Source organism: Oceanobacillus sp. J11TS1 (assembly GCF_018333215.1).
Classification (GTDB): domain Bacteria; phylum Bacillota; class Bacilli; order Bacillales; family Amphibacillaceae; genus Oceanobacillus.
This window is the reverse complement of sequence record NZ_BORO01000002.1, coordinates 1-19,442: the sequence shown is the minus strand read 5'-3', so window position 1 is coordinate 19,442 and position 19,442 is coordinate 1. Positions and strand designations below refer to the sequence as shown.

Annotated in this window: 14 protein-coding genes; all 14 read right to left on the bottom strand. The window is 38.3% G+C overall.

Annotated elements, in window-relative coordinates:
- Positions 1-708: 708 nt before the first annotated feature.
- On the bottom strand, positions 709-1,863 hold the full coding sequence (gene ftsZ / locus KI343_RS02290) for a cell division protein FtsZ (protein ID WP_212924823.1): 1,155 nt from the start codon (positions 1,861-1,863) through the stop codon (positions 709-711).
- A 65-nt stretch (positions 1,864-1,928) separates the two neighbouring features.
- Positions 1,929-3,218 carry a cell division protein FtsA gene (gene ftsA, locus KI343_RS02285; RefSeq protein ID WP_212924822.1) on the bottom strand — a complete coding sequence of 430 codons (1,290 nt, stop codon included), beginning with the start codon at positions 3,216-3,218 and terminating at the stop codon, positions 1,929-1,931.
- A 198-nt stretch (positions 3,219-3,416) separates the two neighbouring features.
- A complete protein-coding gene (locus KI343_RS02280) occupies positions 3,417-4,208 on the bottom strand; it encodes a cell division protein FtsQ/DivIB (RefSeq protein WP_212924821.1) in 792 nt (263 codons plus the stop codon).
- Positions 4,209-4,373: 165 nt separating this feature from the next.
- On the bottom strand, positions 4,374-5,471 hold the full coding sequence (spoVE, locus tag KI343_RS02275; RefSeq protein ID WP_212925032.1) for a stage V sporulation protein E: 1,098 nt from the start codon (positions 5,469-5,471) through the stop codon (positions 4,374-4,376).
- A gap of 161 nt (positions 5,472-5,632) precedes the next feature.
- Positions 5,633-6,982 carry a UDP-N-acetylmuramoyl-L-alanine--D-glutamate ligase gene (gene murD / locus KI343_RS02270; protein ID WP_212924820.1) on the bottom strand — a complete coding sequence of 450 codons (1,350 nt, stop codon included), beginning with the start codon at positions 6,980-6,982 and terminating at the stop codon, positions 5,633-5,635.
- A complete protein-coding gene (gene mraY, locus KI343_RS02265; RefSeq protein ID WP_212924819.1) occupies positions 6,982-7,962 on the bottom strand; it encodes a phospho-N-acetylmuramoyl-pentapeptide-transferase in 981 nt (326 codons plus the stop codon). Before mraY ends, murD begins: the two co-directional genes overlap by 1 nt.
- Positions 7,963-8,098: 136 nt before the next feature.
- Positions 8,099-9,454, bottom strand: a complete 1,356-nt coding sequence (locus tag KI343_RS02260) for a UDP-N-acetylmuramoyl-tripeptide--D-alanyl-D-alanine ligase (RefSeq protein WP_212924818.1) — start codon at positions 9,452-9,454, stop codon at positions 8,099-8,101.
- A gap of 3 nt (positions 9,455-9,457) precedes the next feature.
- Positions 9,458-10,939, bottom strand: coding sequence for a UDP-N-acetylmuramoyl-L-alanyl-D-glutamate--2,6-diaminopimelate ligase (locus tag KI343_RS02255; RefSeq protein WP_212924817.1), 1,482 nt, complete (start codon positions 10,937-10,939; stop codon positions 9,458-9,460).
- A 156-nt stretch (positions 10,940-11,095) separates the two neighbouring features.
- Positions 11,096-13,030 (bottom strand): stage V sporulation protein D, encoded by a 1,935-nt coding sequence (locus tag KI343_RS02250; protein ID WP_212924816.1) that lies wholly within the window; start codon positions 13,028-13,030, stop codon positions 11,096-11,098.
- Between the two features lie 190 nt (positions 13,031-13,220).
- A complete protein-coding gene (locus KI343_RS02245) occupies positions 13,221-15,479 on the bottom strand; it encodes a penicillin-binding protein (RefSeq protein ID WP_212924815.1) in 2,259 nt (752 codons plus the stop codon).
- A 17-nt stretch (positions 15,480-15,496) separates the two neighbouring features.
- Positions 15,497-15,871 (bottom strand): cell division protein FtsL, encoded by a 375-nt coding sequence (gene ftsL / locus KI343_RS02240; RefSeq protein WP_212924814.1) that lies wholly within the window; start codon positions 15,869-15,871, stop codon positions 15,497-15,499.
- Positions 15,871-16,848, bottom strand: a complete 978-nt coding sequence (gene rsmH, locus KI343_RS02235) for a 16S rRNA (cytosine(1402)-N(4))-methyltransferase RsmH (protein WP_212924813.1) — start codon at positions 16,846-16,848, stop codon at positions 15,871-15,873. Before rsmH ends, ftsL begins: the two co-directional genes overlap by 1 nt.
- 35 nt (positions 16,849-16,883) lie before the next feature.
- A complete protein-coding gene (gene mraZ / locus KI343_RS02230) occupies positions 16,884-17,315 on the bottom strand; it encodes a division/cell wall cluster transcriptional repressor MraZ (protein WP_212924812.1) in 432 nt (143 codons plus the stop codon).
- A gap of 198 nt (positions 17,316-17,513) precedes the next feature.
- The gene (gene bshC, locus KI343_RS02225) at positions 17,514-19,142 is read right to left on the bottom strand and encodes a bacillithiol biosynthesis cysteine-adding enzyme BshC (RefSeq protein WP_212924811.1); all 1,629 of its coding nucleotides are present in this window, start codon (positions 19,140-19,142) and stop codon (positions 17,514-17,516) included.
- Positions 19,143-19,442 lie beyond the last annotated feature (300 nt).

The window sequence follows — 19,442 nt, the reverse complement described above, 5'->3', positions numbered from 1 at the left end:
GTAGCCCGTGTGCGTGAAAAACCTAGAAATCTGATCTGTTGTTCTTTGCACTCGTGGCTATACCCTTAAAGCCCAAGATAAGTTATCTTTCCTTATCTGTATAAACTTTTTAAGACTTTTAATAAATTGAAAAGGAAATGATCTATGATGAAAGTATAGACAATTGAAAGTGAAAAGTCTGTCAATTCTTGTGTGCAAAATGAAGCTAATTAACACTTATTCTTAGAAAAAATGTCTAATGATTTCAGAGGTTAAAAAAGAGGATGCAAATACTGTAGAGGGAAGGCATTTCGCTTGGAAATGGACACGGCTGCTTTTTATAAATAATGATACACAAGGGGATAAGTTTAACATTTTGTTAGAGAAAGAAAAAAACGCTGTGTTAAAGGGAATCCACTTCTAACACAACGCTTTTTTCTTGTTTTCTAGGAAATTATAAAATTTGAATGGTGTGGATAACTTAGTTACAAAACAGCCACGTCTAGCTCCAGCGCCCAGCGACTAGCGAGACTTCCCTCACCTCCGTACGATAAAGAAGACTTGGCGACTGACAAGCCGACAGGCGTAGGCAGAGCTATAGTCGCACTTATGCCCGTGGTGAAAGTCAACATCGACTCCCTAAGGTCGTCGTGTTTCCTTTATCTCCTACGGCTCAGTCCAGTCCGTACGTCACTACCCGGGCGCTCTGCGCTTTTGTTCTCTAAATGTTTAGCGGTGACGGTTTCGGTTTCTCAGGAAAGTCGGGATATCTAACTCATCCTCTTCATGACGAGGTTTAGAAGGTGATGGATTAGGAACTTCTCTTTCCCTTGAAGGATTTGGTGACTCATTTGTTTGTTTAGCAGCTGCTTGCTGTGTTTGTCCTATACTTGGACGCTGTTGTTTTTTACGAGTATCTGCTTTTTGAGCATTTTCATCAAAACCTGTAGCAATTACTGTCACAACAATTTCATCATTGAGATTTTCATTGATAACTGAGCCAAAGATAACATTTACTTCTTGATCAGCTGAAGAGGTAACTAAATCTGCTGCTTCCTGCACCTCATATAAGCTTAAGTTTGTACCGCCAGTGATATTCATTAAAATACCATGTGCACCGTCAATGGAAGCTTCCAATAATGGAGAAGATATAGCTTTTTTAGCGGCTTCTGTTGCTCTTGTTTCACCAGTTGCTATACCAATTCCCATTAAGGCAGAACCCTTATCATACATAATGGTTTTTACGTCGGCAAAGTCAACGTTAATAAGACCTGGTTTTGCAATCAAGTCTGAAATTCCTTGCACACCTTGACGAAGGACATTATCTGCTTCACGGAATGCTTCAAGCATAGGTGTATTTTTGTCGACAATTTCTAATAGGCGATCATTCGGAATGACAATTAACGTATCTACACTGCCTTTAAGCGTATCGATACCAGAAATTGCTTGTGTTGATCTTCTTCTTCCTTCAAAAGAAAACGGACGTGTAACCACACCAACTGTCAGCGCGCCTAAATCTTTCGCTACCTGGGCAATAACTGGAGCCGCACCAGTTCCTGTGCCGCCGCCCATTCCAGCAGTAACAAAAACCATATCTGCACCTTTTAACACTTCTTCTAATTGTTCTTTACTTTCTTCTGCTGCTTTTTTTCCCACTTCTGGGTTAGCGCCTGCGCCTAATCCACGGGTTAATTTACCGCCAATTTGTATCTTGGATTCAGCTTGAGAGAGGTTTAACGCTTGAGAATCTGTATTTACAGCAATAAATTCAACGCCCTCTACACCATGTTCAATCATACGGTTAACCGCATTATTTCCGCCGCCGCCAACTCCAATAACTTTTATCGTCGCTAATTCTTCCATGTTTGTATCAAAATCTAACATATTATGGTTTCCTCCTAGTCTACTAATTACGAACAATTTCTGAATTTAAACTTAACTACCAGAAATTAATCAAAGAAATATTTGAATAGATTAGCAAATCCTGATTCTTTTTTCTTTCCTTTTTTCTTATCTTTCTTTTCAATTGCAACCCTCGATTGTTTAGCCGGGCGCTGCTGCTCCGTTTCATCTTCTATTACAACAGCAGGATACAGTTCTTTTCCTTGTATTTTCGCATTGTGATAAGCAAATTGTAAAATACCGACGCCAGAAGTGAATTGGGCTTCTCTAACACCGATATAGTCTGGGATTGCTACACGTACATTGGAATAAAACAAATCCTGTGCAAGCTCTAAACTTCCAGGCATGGAAATGGTACCGCCTGTTAATACAAAGCCGCCAGGTAATTCTTGATAACCCATTTTACGGATTTCTCTATCAACATAAGTATATATTTCTTCTAATCTAGCTTCAATCATATCAGCTAATTGAAGTTGATTAAATACTTGTTTTTGATTGCTGCCAATCGTTGCTACTTCAAATGTTTCTTCCTCAGAAGCGTCATTGTAAAATGCGTATCCATAATTTAATTTGATTTGCTCTGCTTCTTCTGTAGAAATACGTAAACCAACTGATAAATCTTTTGTTATATTGTCTCCGCCTAAATTAATCACACTCGTTGCAGCTAAATGATCATTTTGAAAAATAGATACTGTGGTGCATCCCCCGCCAATATCAATAAGGGCAGACCCCATATTCATCTCGTCTTTAGATAAAGCAACCGTGCCAGCAGCCAGTGGCTGAAGACAAATATCGGAGACTTCTAAATTTGCACGCTCCACACATTTTAAAATATTATGTAGAACTGTTTTAGAACATGTGATAATGGTTCCTTCCATCTCCAGACGAACGCCAATCATTCCTCTTGGATCATTTATTTCGTCTAGTCCGTCCACAATAAATTGTTTCGGAATTACATCGATAATTTCACGTTCTGGCGGAATGGAAATTACCTGAGCTCCATCAATTACCCTGGTCACATCTTCATCACTTATTTCACGATTTTCGCTTTGAACAGCTACTACACCATGACAAGATTGAAGCTGAATATGTTGACCATTTATGCCAACTACAACACGATGAATTTCCATACCGACCATTCTTTCCGCCTGTTCAACTGCACTCCTGATAGAATGAACAGTCTGGTCAATGTCAACGATAGCACCCTTCTTCATTCCATTTGATGCTGCAGTTCCTACACCAATAATATTTAAAGAATCATGTCGTACTTCTCCAATAATTACTTTTATAGTACTTGTCCCGATATCGAGACTGACTAATATTTCACTGTTGTTCAAAAAAGAGCACCTCCTCGTAAAAATATGCTAGTGATATTTTTACAACCACGTTATCCTTTGTATAGTCTTTAATTCTAAAAGAAAATTAATAAAAAATAAACATATTTTATGCTTATTTTTTCAGGTTTGCCCATTTCTATAAAAATCGACAATATAATGTTCGTTGAAAAAGGATGATATATGACATCATTCTACAAATTATTCATTTTCTGTTTCATCATCCTTCATTTCAACTTCTTCCTTCTCATTATTTTGGAAGGATTCAAAATAGACGCCGACTCCAATATGGATTATTCCACTATCTTCCGCATCTAGCTGTGAAACAATAGAAGGATAGTAATCCAGTTTATCAAAAATTTGTTCTGCTTTACCTTTAACTAAAAATCCATCACTCATATAGAGTGTAATATGCATTTCTTCTTGGTCCGAATCGTTCCATTCAATTTCAGAAATCATATTAAAAATACTAGGGCGAATATCCATCATTTCTGCTGTCAGTTCTGTTAATTGCTCTTCATTAAATCCTATCATTAGTGGAGCATTGCTTGTAAAATCTTTCGCATTTTTTTGGATGATTTGGCCATCTGAAAGTACTGGATAATTATCCTTACCTTCCTTAACATAGCCAAGCACTGACTTCTCCTCCACGTCAATATGAACCGTTCGAGGAAAGTCCCGGCTAATAGATGCTTTTTCGATGACAGAATCCTTTTCAATTTGTTCTACAACAGAAGATTTATTCATAGACCAAATATTCGATCCCTCTTTCAAACCTGATGCATCTATAATATACTCATCCGTTAAAAATACATTACCGCTTACTTCAATCGACCGAATTTCACTCCATGGAGATTGTAAATAAACAATAATAGCAATGAGAAGGAAAAATATAGATAGATAAAATATTAGTCGCCTGTTTGCTTTTTTCTTTCTAGCTTGTTTCAACTTTGGGATACGATCCTCAATAGAAACAATATTTTTATCACTCATCTCCATTTCTTCCTTTATCCATTATTTTTAAGAAAAATAACTACCTGAGCCTTTTCCCTCGTATTTACAAAAATTATATCATAAATTAGGGCGCTACACGTAGTTGACATTACATGTTTATAAAGTTTTTTTCCTTTTTTTAAGAAAGCAGCGTTTTTCAATGAATTAAACGATTGGTTTGTTACTTTTTTCCATACTTTTTGCATGCCTGCTAATACTTAGTAAAATACCTACTGCACACAACGTTAATGTTAGCGAAGAACCACCATAGCTTAAAAAAGGTAATGTTATTCCTGTAACTGGAATCAATCCGATGACCACACTAATGTTAATCATCGCTTGTAAAGCTAACATACTCGCAATCCCTACTGCTAATAATCTACTAAATAAATCTGGTGCTTCTAAAGCAATTTTAATTCCTCTCCATAATAACAGAAAAAACAAGACAATAGTTGTACAACCTCCGATTAATCCTAATTCTTCACCGATAATAGAAAAAATAAAATCAGTCTGTGGCTCAGGAAGGTAAAAATATTTCTGCAAGCTATTCCCTAAGCCTAATCCCATAAGCCCTCCTGGTCCAATAGCATACAGCGATTGGATAATTTGGAATCCATGTCCCAAGGGATCTTCCCACGGATTCAAGAAAGCTAAAATCCGATTGATCCGATAAGGTGCAGAGGCAATTAAGGCGATAAATCCAATAACTCCAATACCTGCTAATCCAAAAAAATGGGACAGCTTAGCTCCAGCTACAAAAAGCAAGATCATACATGTTAGCACCAGCACCATACCTGTGCCTAAATCCGGTTGCAGCATAATAAGACCGAATGCTGTGAAAATCAATAATAAGCAAGGAAAAAAACCCTTTTTAAATGAAGTGATATATTTTTGATAGTCTGATAGAAGAGATGCCAAAAAAATAATTAATCCTAATTTCATAAATTCAGATGGCTGTATGCTAAATGCACCAATACCAATCCAGCTCTGCGCTCCACCGCGAACCATCCCGATGCCGGGTATCAGAACGAGGATAAGCAGGACAAAGCAACTGATTAACAATATTTTCGCATACTTTTTCCATACGTAATAGGGGAAGTAGGAGATAACAACCATGCCAATGAATCCTATTCCTGCAAATAGAAGCTGTCTTTTCAAGTAATAAAAGGAATCATTGAACTTATACTCTGACCAAATATAAGAGGAACTATAAACCATAAGCACCCCAATACATAAGAGCACCACGATAAGGCCAAATAGCATTTTATCAACTTTGTTTTGTTTTTGATTAAATTTATACAAAAATACCCCTTCTTTCCGCTCATTGAACTTAGGAAATAAGGGGCATTATTTCGTATTCTAGATAAAAATCAGTGAGATCGAGCTTTTGTACATTTTTTTATTTCTTTATTTGTTCAAGCCCCTTAGTTCAGTGTATGAACAGCTTGGACAAATATGTCTCCTCTTTCTTCAAATGTTTTATACTGATCCCAGCTTGCACATGCAGGAGAGAGTAATAAAATATCCCCCTCGTTTGTGAATGAAAATCCGGTTGTCGCAGCATCATCCACGCCATCTGCATGCTCTATGACAGGAATACCGGCTTCTCTTCCTACACGTTCTAATTTCGCTGCAGTTTCACCGAATACAACCATCGCTTTCACATTTTTTAAATGCGGAATAAGTTCATCAAATTCATTTCCGCGATCTAAGCCTCCTGCAAGTAAGACGATTTCTTTTTTAAAAGAATCTAATGCTTTTTGCGTGGCTAAAGTGTTTGTTGCTTTTGAATCATTGTAAACGTAACGCCCTTGAAACGTGCCGACAAATTCTAAACGATGCTTCACGCCAGAAAAAGTTCGTAAGACGCGCTGAATACTTTCGTTCGACGCTCCATTTAGTTTAGCTGCTGCAATAGCTGCTAAGATATTCTCTAAATTGTGCTTGCCAACTAGTACAATATCTGTAATTGGAATAATAGCTTCATTTAAAAAGTATACATACGTACCATCTGTCCATGCGCCCTCTTGATCTAACCGCTTCGTTACAGAGAACGGTATTTTTTTCGCTTTAGCGTGAACAACTCTCTGTGAAAGAATCGTATCATCGGCATTATAGATTAAATAATCATGCGCATCTTGATTTTTAAAGATGTTACATTTTGCATCCACATAACTTTCCAAATCACCGTGATAGTCAAGATGTGCTTCGTAAATATTTAATAATACAGCTGTAGATGGTCGAAAAGCTGCTATTCCCTGTAGTTGAAAAGAAGAGAGCTCAATAACCATTTTTTCATCTTCTTGCACCGATTGGGCAACATCCGTTGCTGCAATTCCAATATTACCAGCAAGCCTCACATGACAATCACTTTGCCTGAGCATCTCCGTAATTAATGTTGTTGTGGTAGTCTTTCCATTAGACCCAGTAATCCCAATAATCGGCTGTTGCGTTAAATAAGATACAAGTTCCACTTCCGTAATCACCGGAATGTTGCGATGGAATGCCTCTACGACTATCGGATGATCATAGCGGATCCCGGGATTTTTAACAACAACCTCTATCCCTTCTAAAACAGATAAAGGATGAGAGCCAAGTACAATATGCGCTCCAAGTTTCTGAAGTTCTTGAACCGAAGCATCATTAAAGGAAGCCGCCTGATCATTCACTGTAACGTCTTTCCCATTTTCCAAAAGGACTTTCGCAGCTGCTGTACCGCTTCGGGCTAATCCTAAGACAAGGATTTGTTCTGGGAATTGTTCCAAATTTTGCATTAGATACCCACCTCAATATAAATACCAAGAATCGCAAAAAGTAAGCCTACAAACCAAAATGTTGTAACAACTCTCCACTCTGACCATCCTACCAATTCATAATGGTGATGTAACGGGCTCATTTTGAAAATACGTTTTCCGGTTGTTTTAAAAGAAATAACTTGAATAATAACGGACAATGTTTCAATAACAAATACGCCGCCGATAATAACCAATAAAATCTCCAACTTAAGAAGAATTGCAATTGCTGCAATTGCTCCACCTAATGCTAAAGATCCGGTATCACCCATAAATACTTTTGCAGGATGCGCATTAAATACTAAGAATCCCAGCAAAGCACCTACAACAGCTAAAGAAAAAACAGTTACCATATCGTTAGGTACTCCATACCATGCGATAATGGCAAATGCGCCGAAAGCGATAGCCGCAGTCCCGGCTAATAATCCATCTAATCCATCTGTTAAATTAACTGCGTTGGAGGCTCCTACGAGCATGACAATAATAAGGATCGCATAAAACCAGCCAATATCAAATTGGAAAGATGTCCCTGGAATCCCAATCACCGTCGAAAAATCTTGCCCGCGTAAAACAAAATAAAATACGAGTGCAATAATAATTTGGCCAAACAGCTTTTGCTTCGATGTTAACCCTAAGTTTCGTTTTAAAGCTACTTTAATATAATCATCTAAGAATCCTAATAAACCATACCCAAATAATACAAATAGTAACAACCATAATTCATAACCAATTCCACCGTCAATCCGGCTCCCCATAATGAGCGATGTAATAACGATGCTGAAAACAATCATAATGCCGCCCATCGTTGGCGTCCCCGATTTTTTTTGATGGGATTCGGGTCCTTCTTCTCTAATACTTTGTCCAAACTTTAATCGTCTTAAAAAAGGGATAAAAATTGGAGATAGAAGAACGGTAATAAGAAACGCTACTGCGATTGTAATTAATAAACCTGTAATATTCATTTTCTCTCCACCTCACTTGTAACCATATAAGATTTACTCAAAAATGAGCGGGTCGAGAAATCGTATTCCAGCACACTTCGAAATTAAATCACTGGCACTTTTTCTCGACCTCTTTGAACATTCTTATATGCTATCTTTAAATCAATTGTTCTAAAAATGTTTCAAATGCCATTCCTCTTGATGCTTTCAAAAGAAAAAGATTCTTTGGTTCCAAATATTTTTCTACATGATCAATAAGTTCGCTTTTATCAGCTAAATGCACAGCAGTTAGCTCAGGAAGCTTCCTTTTTAACTCATCATGTATGTAAAATGAATTTTGACCATACGTGTATACAGCTGTAATCCCTGAATGAATAATCTCTGCAATCCCCCGATGGAATTCCTCTGCATATTCACCGAGTTCTAAAATATCGCCTAAAACAAGAATTTTATGCTGATAGCCTTTCATTTCTTCAACCACTTGAATAGCTGCCTTCATGGAAGCAGGTGAAGCATTATATGCATCATTGATAACTGTTATGCCATTTTTACCAGTATGTTTTTCAAAACGCATTTTAGTCATCTCTAAATGCCCGAATGCTTTTCGGATTGCTTCAGGTGTAATGCCCATACTGTAAGCCAGCTTAATAATATAAGCCGCATTTTTTGCATGGTGTTTTCCTAAAAGCGGGATTTGATAGGATTCTTTTTCAATCTCAAAGTTAGTGACCGATTCTTCTACGACTACATTTCGAATAATAACATCGTTCTCTTCACTAAACCCGATTCGCTTTTTTGGAACAGGTACAGCTGCGTCGATTAAAAGAGGTTCATCTCCATCGATAATCAACATGCCTTCAGGCTTCATTCCTGAAACAATTTCCAATTTTGCTTTGGCAATTCCAGCCCTTGAACCAAGGTTTTCAATATGCTGCCCATCAATATTTGTAATAATCGCGTTATCAGGCTGCCCTATCCCACTTAAAAGTTCTATTTCTCCAAAGTGGTTCATACCCATTTCTAAAATTAATACTTCTGTTGTACGATCCATGGATAAGATAGTTAATGGAGCCCCAATATGATTATTGAAATTCCCTTTGGTTGCATGTGTCTTAAACGTTGTTTCCATAACAGCTTTTGCAAGGTCCTTTGTCGTTGTTTTTCCATTTGATCCCGTAATACCGATTACGGTAGGATTAACTTCCTTGCGATAAGCAGCAGCAAGCTCTTGTAATGCTTTTACTGTATCTTCTACAAATAACACAAGAAGCGTAGAAGGCAGGTCCGGAGGAAGCGGGATATCCTTTTTCCAAAAAGTGGCCACAGCGCCATTTTCCACTGCCCCTTCTATAAATTGATGTCCGTCAAATCGATCACCAGCTATAGGAACATAGAGCCCGTGATTAGACTTGTCGCGACTATCCTTTGTAATTTCACGAATTTCTAAATCATTTTGTACATTTCCTTGGTATTGAGGAAATAATTCAATGAGTTGGGATGCAGTAAACAACATGTATTATTCCCCTTTCTCTCTAATTGCTTCCCGGGCAATTTGACGATCATCAAAATCATATTTTGTTTTGCCAATAACTTGATACGTTTCATGACCTTTCCCAGCAATTAAAATAATATCATCTTTTTGAGCGAGCTGAACAGCATGTTTAATCGCTTCTGTTCGATCAACAATAACTTCATAGGTTGCTTCATTATCAGCTAAATGACCAGTCATATCTTGTAAAATTTGTACTGGATCCTCGGTGCGAGGATTATCCGATGTAAATAGGGCGTGGTCTGCATATTTCACGGCAACATCTGCCATCAATGGACGCTTCTTACGGTCCCGATCACCACCGCATCCTATGACAACATAAACTTTACGTTTCGCAAATTCACGGCTGGTTTGCAGTACATTTTCCAACGAATCAGGCGTGTGTGCAAAATCAACAATCACGGAAAAATCCTGTCCTTCATTAATTGGCTCAAAACGGCCATCAACGCCTTTAATATCTTCTAGGGCTTCTTTAATCACTTCTAATTTAACACCAGATGCGATGGCAGCACCAGCGGCAGCAAGCATATTGTACACATTGAACATGCCGATTAAATGAGTTTTAATATGCGTTGTACCAATTGGCGTAACAAGGTCAAATGCTACCCCAGCTGGTGATAACACAATATTATTTGCACGTATATCAGCATCCTGCTTACAGCTGTAAGTAAGTACTTGTTGGGCTGTACTGCGTTTTAGCAGATCGCTTGAACTATCATCCTCATTAATAATAGCATATTTCTTTTTATCCGGATGATAATCATTTCCCAGCCCAGAAAAGAGTAGACTTTTTGCTCTTAAATAATCATCCATATCTTTGTGATAATCAAGATGATCCTGTGACAGATTTGTGAAAATAGCAATGTCATAATCACAGCCAAAAACTCTTCCCATGTCTAATGCATGCGAAGAGACTTCCATAATAACTTGATCTACTTCTTTTTCTTGCATTTGATGAAAAATACGATTTAATGCTAATGCATCCGGTGTTGTATTAATAACTGGAAATGTTTCATCGCCAATTTTTACTTGGATACTCCCAATGACACCAGATTTCTTTTGCTGCTTTTCAAAAATGGTATCTAGTAAATAGGTTGTTGTCGTTTTTCCATTTGTTCCCGTAACCCCGATGAGCGGAAATTTCGTGGTCGGATAATCATAATATGTCGCTGTGAGCATTGCCAAAGCACGACCTGTATCTTTGACTTGTATAAGCGGAATATTACTATCTATCTGAACATCTTTGCATACAACGGCAGCTACGGCACCATTTTTTATTGCTTGCTCCAGATAGTCATGGCCATCGACGGTATACCCTTCAATACATACAAACAAACTCCCTGGTTTTACTTTTCTCGAGTCCATCTCTACGTTTTCCACTTCTATCCCCTGTATTAATTCTGTTGTTTGATAGAATCCAATTCCATCTAATAATTTTGTCAGTTCCATTTTTTACACCCTATTCTATTCATTTCCTTAATATATTCTCTTATGTCCTCTTGTTTAAGAGGGTTGCTGTCCAACTTCCGTTTAGTTACAGAAATCAGACAGCATATCAAGTCAGTGTAATTATAACAGAATCTATTATAGCAAACTTCTCCAGATTTAACGATTATTTTTATTACCGAGAAATAATCGAATAGTGCTACCTGATTCTAGCATGGTCCCGGCTTTTGGAGACTGATCAATAATTTCTTCTCCTTCTCCATTTACCTCAATCGAAAGGTCTAGAGGATATTCTGCCAGTTTCTCCGTACTGTCTCCAATAAAATCAGGTACTTCTATTTTGGGCTGGTCAGGCCATGCGTATTCTTTTTCTAATCCATCCGTACGCGTTTCTACGCCCATCGCTCGTAAACTATCGCCAATAATCGTTCCGACAACTGGTGCTGCAACCACACCGCCAAATTGAATCGTGTTTTTAGGATTGTCGACTGCCAGATAAACAACGATTTCCGGATCATCGGCAGGAGCAAAACCAATAAAAGATACAATATAATTATTCTCTAGATAACCGCCGTTCGGGCCTACTTTTTGGGCAGTTCCTGTTTTTCCGCCAACACGATATCCATCAACGTAAGCCGGTCTACCTGTTCCCTGTGCCACTACCGTTTCTAATGTTTCGCGAATGGTTTCAGAGGTTTCCTGAGAGATGACTTGCTCCTTCAAATTAGGCTCATAGGATTCAACTACTTCTCCTGTTACAGGGTCAATCCATTCTTTTGCAATCATTGGTTCATATAAATAACCCCCATTTACCGCTGCAGAAACAGCCATTACCTGCTGTATCGGTGTGACAGAAACACCTTGACCAAAAGAGGTGGTCGCTAATTCCACCGGACCGACATTTTCTGGTTTAAAAAGAATGCCATTCCCTTCACCCTGCAAGTCAATCCCTGTTTTTCTTCCAAAGCCAAAAGCGTCAATATAAGAAAAAAGTTTTTCTGTTCCAAGCATTTGCCCTAAATTGACAAACCCTGGGTTACAAGAGTTCTGGACAACCTCCAAGTACGTTTGATCGCCATGCCCCCCGCGCTTCCAGCAATGAATCGTTGCTCCCCCAACCTTAATGTCGCCATCATCATAGAATCTGTCTTTTTCTAAATCAACGAGGCCTTCTTCAAGTGCGGCAGCTAATGTAATAATTTTAAATGTCGATCCAGGCTCATACGTACTCCAAATAGGGAGGTTTCTTCCAAATATAGATGCATCCACATCCTGATAATTCTCCGGATCAAAATTCGGGCGGCTGGACATCCCCAGCACACCGCCTGTTTTTGGATCAACCGCAATCGCCATTGCCCCGTCCGGGTTATATTCAGCAACAATTTGGTCTAACTCTCTTTCCATAATCGTTTGTACTTTGTTATTAATCGTTGTTTTTAAAGACAAGCCGTCTTTTGGAGATTGATATTCATCTGCAAGTTGATCTAATCTCCTTCCTTTTGCGTCCGAATAAAAGGATAGGCTGCCATTCTCGCCTTTTAATTTATCGTCATAGTATAATTCCAATCCCATTAATCCTTGGTTATCAATACCGGTAAAGCCCAATACATGGGATAAAGCACTATTATTGGGATAATGCCTTTTGGAATCTTTCGCTAAATAAACTCCGTCTAAATCTAATTCTCGAATCGCATCTTCCTGTTCGTTATTAATTTTGATACCTTCAGGGCGGACCATAACACTTAGTGAATTTTGTGTCACTAATTCCATCATTCTCTCTCTCGGCACATCGAGAATATTTCCCAGTTTCTCTGCTACATCTTCTGGATCTTTTATTTGCCTTGGCATCAATAATACGGTAGGAGCTGTTACATTTTCCGCAAGAATATCCCCTTCCGAATCCAGAATGTAACCTCTTTCTGCAGCAAATGTTATATCTCTTGTCCATAAATCATTTGCACTATCTAATAAATCATCACTTAATACGAGTTGAACATAGGCCAACCTCGCTATAATCACAAGGAAAATAAGAATCGCAAATAAAAAAACAGTAACAATCCGTTTTTTTATAATAATTGTGGATGCACGTTTCATGAGAGAACTCCTTTCATCATGCTTTGTATCCACTATATGAATGTAAAAAATGGAATAGAACAAGCTATCTTTTATGGGTTCGCCGCTAAAAGGGCATGCTGAAAAAGTTCAATCAGTCTCTATTTATATTTCCATATAGAAAAAAAGACTTGAGAAAGAATAGTTATTCTTTCAGCAAGTCTTTTTTTACTTATTCCGCTTCATCTTCTGCTTCGGTATTCTCCGTCTCTTCTGTCACTTCATTGTTATCTTCTTCATTTTCCTCAGATGCCGTATCATTTGGAGTTGTTGCTAATTCAAAGCCTAGATAGTCGCCTTCCTGTATTGGTTTCCCAGCTTCAATACTTTGAGATGTAACATAGCCGTTTCCAAAGCTTTCCGTCTGCAATTGCATCATATCTGCAAATAGCATCACTTCTCTTAAGGACCATCCTGTTAGATCTGGCATCGTTGGTTCATCCGTTAACAGAAGTACTTTTTCATTCGGTAATATTTTCTCACCTGGTTCCACATTGCTGGAAACAATTGTTTCCCCATCTCCAATCACAATCGGTTGTAACCCCTTCTCTTTTAAATCAGACTGAACATCTTCTGTCAATTCGCCATCTATTTCTGGAATTTCTACCTCTTCAATACGATGTGACTCTGTTTTATCTGGCTCTACACTTAAGTAATGCAGACTATTTTCCACCACATTCTTAAAAATAAATGCCAATGGAGTCGATCCAGTCTCCGTATCCTCCAGTTCTGGTTGTTGAATAGAAACATACACCATCAATTGCGGGTCATCCATCGGAGCCATACCGAGAAATGAAAACACATAATTTTCTCTTCCTGTTAAGTAGCCGCCGTTCTCAAGATCTGGCATTTGTGCTGTCCCTGTTTTTCCGCCGACTACATAATCATCTAGCTTATAAGGAGCTCCAGTTCCTTTTTCGTCATTCACTACAGATGCCAGCAATTCCTTCATTTTTTCTGCTGTCTCAGGCGAAATTGGTTGACCAACATATTCTGTTTCTGTTTCTTCCATTACACTGCCTGTAGTAGAATCAACAATCTTATCCACGACATACGGCTTCACCATTTTCCCATCATTAACGATAGCTGAAGCAGCTTTCATTTGTTGAATAGGTGTAACCGTCGAACCTTGTCCAAAGGCTGTTGTTAGCTTTTCTGATGGCCAATTATATTGAATATGACCGACAGATTCGTCAGGAAGGTCAATTCCTGTAGGTTCTTCAAAACCAAACAACTGCAAATACTCATAGAACTTATCTGCTCCGATATTTTCCCAAACCAGCTTGGAAGCAGCCACGTTGGAGGAGCGCATAAATCCTTCATCATAAGTTATTGACCCCCAGCCCTTACCTTGGTTATGATCGCGGATTTTTTCGATTCTTTCATTCGGTTGATAGGTTCCTGATTTAAATGTCTCTTCGCCATTATAAACTCCTTCTTCAATTGCAGCCGCCCATGTGAAAATTTTGAACGTAGACCCAGGTTCAAAAGGAGATGAAATCGGATCATTATACCAATTCTCTACATTGTCCGGACTGTTCGGGTTAAAGCTTGGACGTGTACTCATGGCAAGAATTTCGCCCGTTTTAGGATCCATAATGATTGCATTCATTTTAGCAGGATTATATTGTTCATCTACTTGACTCATGACATCTTCTAACAAAGTTTGAATTTTTTGATCAAGTGTTAAATAAACAGAATCTCCATCCTCTGGCTCTTGTATAATCTCGTCAGGGTCTAATAATTTCTTATTATATCGATCTCGCTGGTATGAAATGAATCCATCTTTACCGCCAAGAATTTTGTTCATAACACTTTCCATACCAGTTACCCCAGTGATACGATGTTCCACACCATCTTCTGTTTCCTCTTCTACTTCGCGGGCAAAACCAATGATATGTGAAGCAAACATTCCATTCGGATAGTAGCGCATAGGTTCTTCATCAAAGTAAATACCAGGGATATTAGCATTCTCTATTTCTTCCTTCATTTGTTGCGGAATCTGACGACCTAGCTTCCCAAATTCCACCTGGAACTTTCCCGTGTTGATTGCGTCATCTAGTAAACTTTTAATTTCATTCGCATCGACATCTAATATAGATGCTAGTTTTTCCGCCGTTTCCCCTGTATTTGAAACATGCAAGTCTTCTGGTGAATTTTCCGAGTAGGCTTCATCTAGAATAGCGTACATTCGATATGCCGGACGATCATAAGCTAAAACCATTCCGTTTTTATCCATGATCTTTCCACGCTCTGCATGCATTTGATAAGAGGCTGTCCGTTGTTGTTCAGCCCATTTATCTAATGAAACACCGCTCACTTCACCTGTTGCTTGTATATACATAAACCTGCCTGCAAGAACAAGGAACAATGCAGCGAAAACAAGCATATAAATGCCAGCCATAACATTGGCAGTCTTATTTTTTTTCATTGTAAAGAAACCCCTTGCTAGTTGTTAAACGTTTCTGCTTGTTTCACTTCCGAATTTTGGATTTTTAAACCATTTTTCTCTGCAATGTCGATAATTCTCTCAGGGCGTGAAAGTTCCTCTTTCTTAAAATGCAAGTTTTCATTAACAATTTGCTGCTCCGTTATTGTATTTTCTAATTGCTGCATCCCACGATTCAACTTGTCCGTTCCTGAAGCAAAAGAAACCATCCCAATTGCAAATGTTAAGATTGCTACACCAGTAATGGAATAAATAACTTTCTCTCCCTTTGTAATCCAGCTCGTTTTCTTTACTTTTTTGACAACTGTCTGGGATTCCGTTTGCGGATTATACTGGGGATTTACGTTCCATTTTCTAGCCTGATTACCACTCATCATTTTTTCCACCCTTCTTCATAATGGAAATCATTATTCCATTCATTTATTTTTTCGACAATCCGTAATTTTGCTGAACGTGATCGTCTGTTTTCATCTAATTCGTTGGTTTGAGCAATTATTGGCTTTCTGGTTATTAGCTTAAAGGGAGCTTGATGCGACTCCGGGGTAATGGGAAGATGCCTGGGTGTAGGCTTATCTGTACTCCACATTTTAAATGCTTGCTTACAAAGTCTATCTTCTAAAGAATGGAAGGTAATTACTGCAATTCTTCCATTTTTACCGATTACTTTAGCAGCTTGATGAAGTGCTTGATTAAAAACTTCCAGTTCATCATTTACAGCAATTCGTATTGCTTGAAAAATACGTTTAGCAGGATGACCGCCTTTTCTACGGGCTGGGGCAGGAATAGCATCTTTGATAATATCAACCAGCTCTCCAGTCGTTTCAATTGGTTTCACTTCTCTGGCCTTTTCGATTTTACGAGCAATGCCTTTTGAAAATTTTTCCTCACCATAACGGAAAAAGATAGATACCAATCGCTCATAAGTCCATTGATTAACTACTTCATAAGCAGTTAGAGACTGAGATTGGTCCATCCGCATATCTAATTGTGCATCCTGGTGATAGCTAAATCCTCTATCTGCTTGATCAAGTTGCGGAGAGGATACACCTAAGTCAAAGAGAATACCATCTACATGAGTGACTCCAAGCTCTGAGAGACCTTCCTCTAATCCTTGAAAGTTCGAATGTACAAACGTAACTTTATCTTGATAAGCACTTAAGCGCTCTTTGGCGGCTTCCAATGCTTGAATATCTTGATCAAAAGCAATAAGCTTACCGTTTTCATCAAGTCTAGATGCAATCTCAATAGAGTGCCCGCCGCCGCCAACGGTACAATCTACATAAATACCATTCGGCTTTATTTCTAATCCTTTTACTGTTTCTTCTTTTAAAACACTGTAGTGTTCAAACATCTAATCCACCAACTTTTTTGTGATCATTTTTCCTTTTAAATATCAAAATCCATAAGATTCTCAGCGATTTCTGCAAATGATTCTTCAGATTCTTCTACATACGTATTCCAGTTTTCGCTAGCCCATAGCTCCACCCGATTTGACACACCAATCACACTGCAATCCTTCTCCAAATTAGCATATTGCCTGAGATTAGCTGGAATATTTATTCTTCCCTGTTTATCTACTTCACATTCCACTGCACCAGAGAAAAAAAATCGTGTAAAAGCTCGAGCATCTTTTTTAGTTAGTGGGAGTTGCTTTAACTTTCCTTCTAAAATTTCCCATTCTTGTTTGGGGTAAGCGAATAAACATTTATCAAGCCCACGCGTCAATACAAAGCTCGTCCCTAAGTCTTCTCTAAACTTAGAAGGGACAATAATACGACCTTTTGCATCAATGCTATGTAGGAATTCTCCCATAAACATATAGTCGCCCCCACTTTCGTAAATTCATAATACCACATCCCCCCACAACGCTCCACTATTTTTCCCAAAAATATTTTAAATCAGCTTTCAACGCTTCCGACAGCCATAAAAAAAAGCATCAAAAAAACTGTCATATCAATAGATAGACAGTTTTTTGGGGAATATTAAAAGATGGTGGGGACAGGTGGGAGAAAAAGATTATTTTATAACCCAATGCCCTTTTTCCATATCAAATGAAAACGACGTTAATTCCGAAATTATTTCTATACCAAAATGGTTTATTATAAACAGCGGATTCCAAACACGTTCTTGTAAACCATGATGAGGATGAAGCACCTGTTCCAGCTGGTTAAATTCGTTTAGTGCTTGGGTGTGCTTCTTTTCAAACTCTTTATGGAAACGTTTGTTCATAAATTGGATATCCTCTAACAAGTAAGTTAAGTTTTTTTTACTTAATGCCTGAATATCGTCGCCCATGTTAGAAGCCATATCTCGAATGGGTTGGTGTGCTTCTCTAATTTTCTCTTTTACATCTTCTGTTACTTGATCAATTTCCGTGCGTCCACGGGATTCTAAATAAGACTTCTTCGTTGACTGAACACCATGTAATATGACATCTTTCACGTTTAGCTGATATTTCTTTACCAGCTTTTCCGTAGAAGCATCTAAAAATGTCACCGAAATTCTCGGAACTACAGGAGGCATTCGCAAATTCATTATGTGAAAACTGGACTTCAGTGCTGCCCAGTAGGCAATCTCACCTGGTCCAGCTATAAAAGCCAGAGTAGGGAACATAAATTCCTGCATTAGTGGTCTTGTCACTACATTATTACTCAATTTCCATGGTGTGTTTCTTGCAACTTCTTTTAGTTCCTGACTGGTTAAGGAAATTTCCCGCTGCTTTCCAATCCAATTACCTTCTTCGTCTACTTTTAACAATATTCTTCCCTGCAGATCATCATGGTAAAATAAATTCCCATCTGATTTTGCAGCGTCTATGGCGAGCGGGTATTGTAGATTTTCTAACACATCCAAAGTGTTAGCCACTGATTCACTAATTTGCGATCGTTTCTGAATCAGCTCTAGGAAGCAATCTGACTCTAACTTTCGAAAAGCAGGATTCCCGGAATCAACCAAGACAATTCCTTGATCTGGAAATAGCGCAAATAGAAGCCGTGCAAAAAAATCAATATAGTTTGTACTTTGACTTTGCGCTTTTTGAATCAACGTATAGACATCTTTCGTATGTGCGGTCTCCGGCAACCTCTCAAAAACAGCTTCAACCCATTTTTGAAGTTCATTCTCATCCATTTCCAGTTCAGAAACAGCTTTTTTTCCAGCATCTATATTTTTCGTACGAATCTTTAATTTTTGGAAATCGCCATTTTTAATCGGACAATGAATATGATTAATTTCTTCAAAGTCATGGTCTTCGCCAGCAATCCAGAACACAGGTATAATCGGTATTCCCAATGCTTCTTCTTGCTGCTTTGCTAACTGAAGAATGGAGACAATTTTGTTCACTGTATACATCGGTCCCGTTAAAAGTCCAGCTTGCTGGCCTCCAATAACAACAGCACTCTGCTTGTCATTCAGACGATCAATTTGTCTTAACGTCTCTTCCGGCGCTCCCCATTCTTTGTTTAACTTATGTAAAACATTGGTTAATTCATTCCGCTTAAAATCTCTTTCTAAAACATCAGATAATCGTTTATAAAAATCCTTATATGGATGATAGTCAAATAATTGTGTTACTTTATCTTTTTCCTTTTTATAATCTTCTACCAAGCTATTCGCAGCAGGCAGTGTTAATGGCTTTATCTGCATATAATTTTCCCCTTATAACGAATTGGATACATTTCGTATTGTACAGAAAAAATATCAAGAATCAAACTAATCTGCTTTTCAGGAGGTACTGTCAATAAGTTTGTGTAAATTAATAGGGTATCCTCTCTATTGGGATGTATTTTCAGACACCTTCCCCGGGTACCCGGGGAAGGTGTCTGAAAATTAGCTCGTTTCTTACCTACTCCCCGTAGCGCTCTTCAAACATGTTTTGTAATGCTTGATATGCGCTTGCGAATCCTCTTAACTTACGTTCTCCCCATCTTTGGTTATAATCTGTTA

Coding starts and splice junctions, on each gene's coding strand:
- ftsZ (WP_212924823.1), bottom strand. CDS start 1,863: ATGTTAGATTTTGATACAAACATGGAAGAATTAGCGACGATAAAAGTT.
- KI343_RS02280 (WP_212924821.1), bottom strand. CDS start 4,208: ATGAGTGATAAAAATATTGTTTCTATTGAGGATCGTATCCCAAAGTTG.
- spoVE (WP_212925032.1), bottom strand. CDS start 5,471: ATGCTATTTGGCCTTATCGTGGTGCTCTTATGTATTGGGGTGCTTATG.
- murD (WP_212924820.1), bottom strand. CDS start 6,982: ATGCAAAATTTGGAACAATTCCCAGAACAAATCCTTGTCTTAGGATTA.
- mraY (WP_212924819.1), bottom strand. CDS start 7,962: ATGAATATTACAGGTTTATTAATTACAATCGCAGTAGCGTTTCTTATT.
- KI343_RS02260 (WP_212924818.1), bottom strand. CDS start 9,454: ATGTTGTTTACTGCATCCCAACTCATTGAATTATTTCCTCAATACCAA.
- KI343_RS02255 (WP_212924817.1), bottom strand. CDS start 10,939: ATGGAACTGACAAAATTATTAGATGGAATTGGATTCTATCAAACAACA.
- KI343_RS02250 (WP_212924816.1), bottom strand. CDS start 13,030: ATGAAACGTGCATCCACAATTATTATAAAAAAACGGATTGTTACTGTT.
- KI343_RS02245 (WP_212924815.1), bottom strand. CDS start 15,479: ATGAAAAAAAATAAGACTGCCAATGTTATGGCTGGCATTTATATGCTT.
- ftsL (WP_212924814.1), bottom strand. CDS start 15,871: ATGAGTGGTAATCAGGCTAGAAAATGGAACGTAAATCCCCAGTATAAT.
- rsmH (WP_212924813.1), bottom strand. CDS start 16,848: ATGTTTGAACACTACAGTGTTTTAAAAGAAGAAACAGTAAAAGGATTA.
- mraZ (WP_212924812.1), bottom strand. CDS start 17,315: ATGTTTATGGGAGAATTCCTACATAGCATTGATGCAAAAGGTCGTATT.
- bshC (WP_212924811.1), bottom strand. CDS start 19,142: ATGCAGATAAAGCCATTAACACTGCCTGCTGCGAATAGCTTGGTAGAA.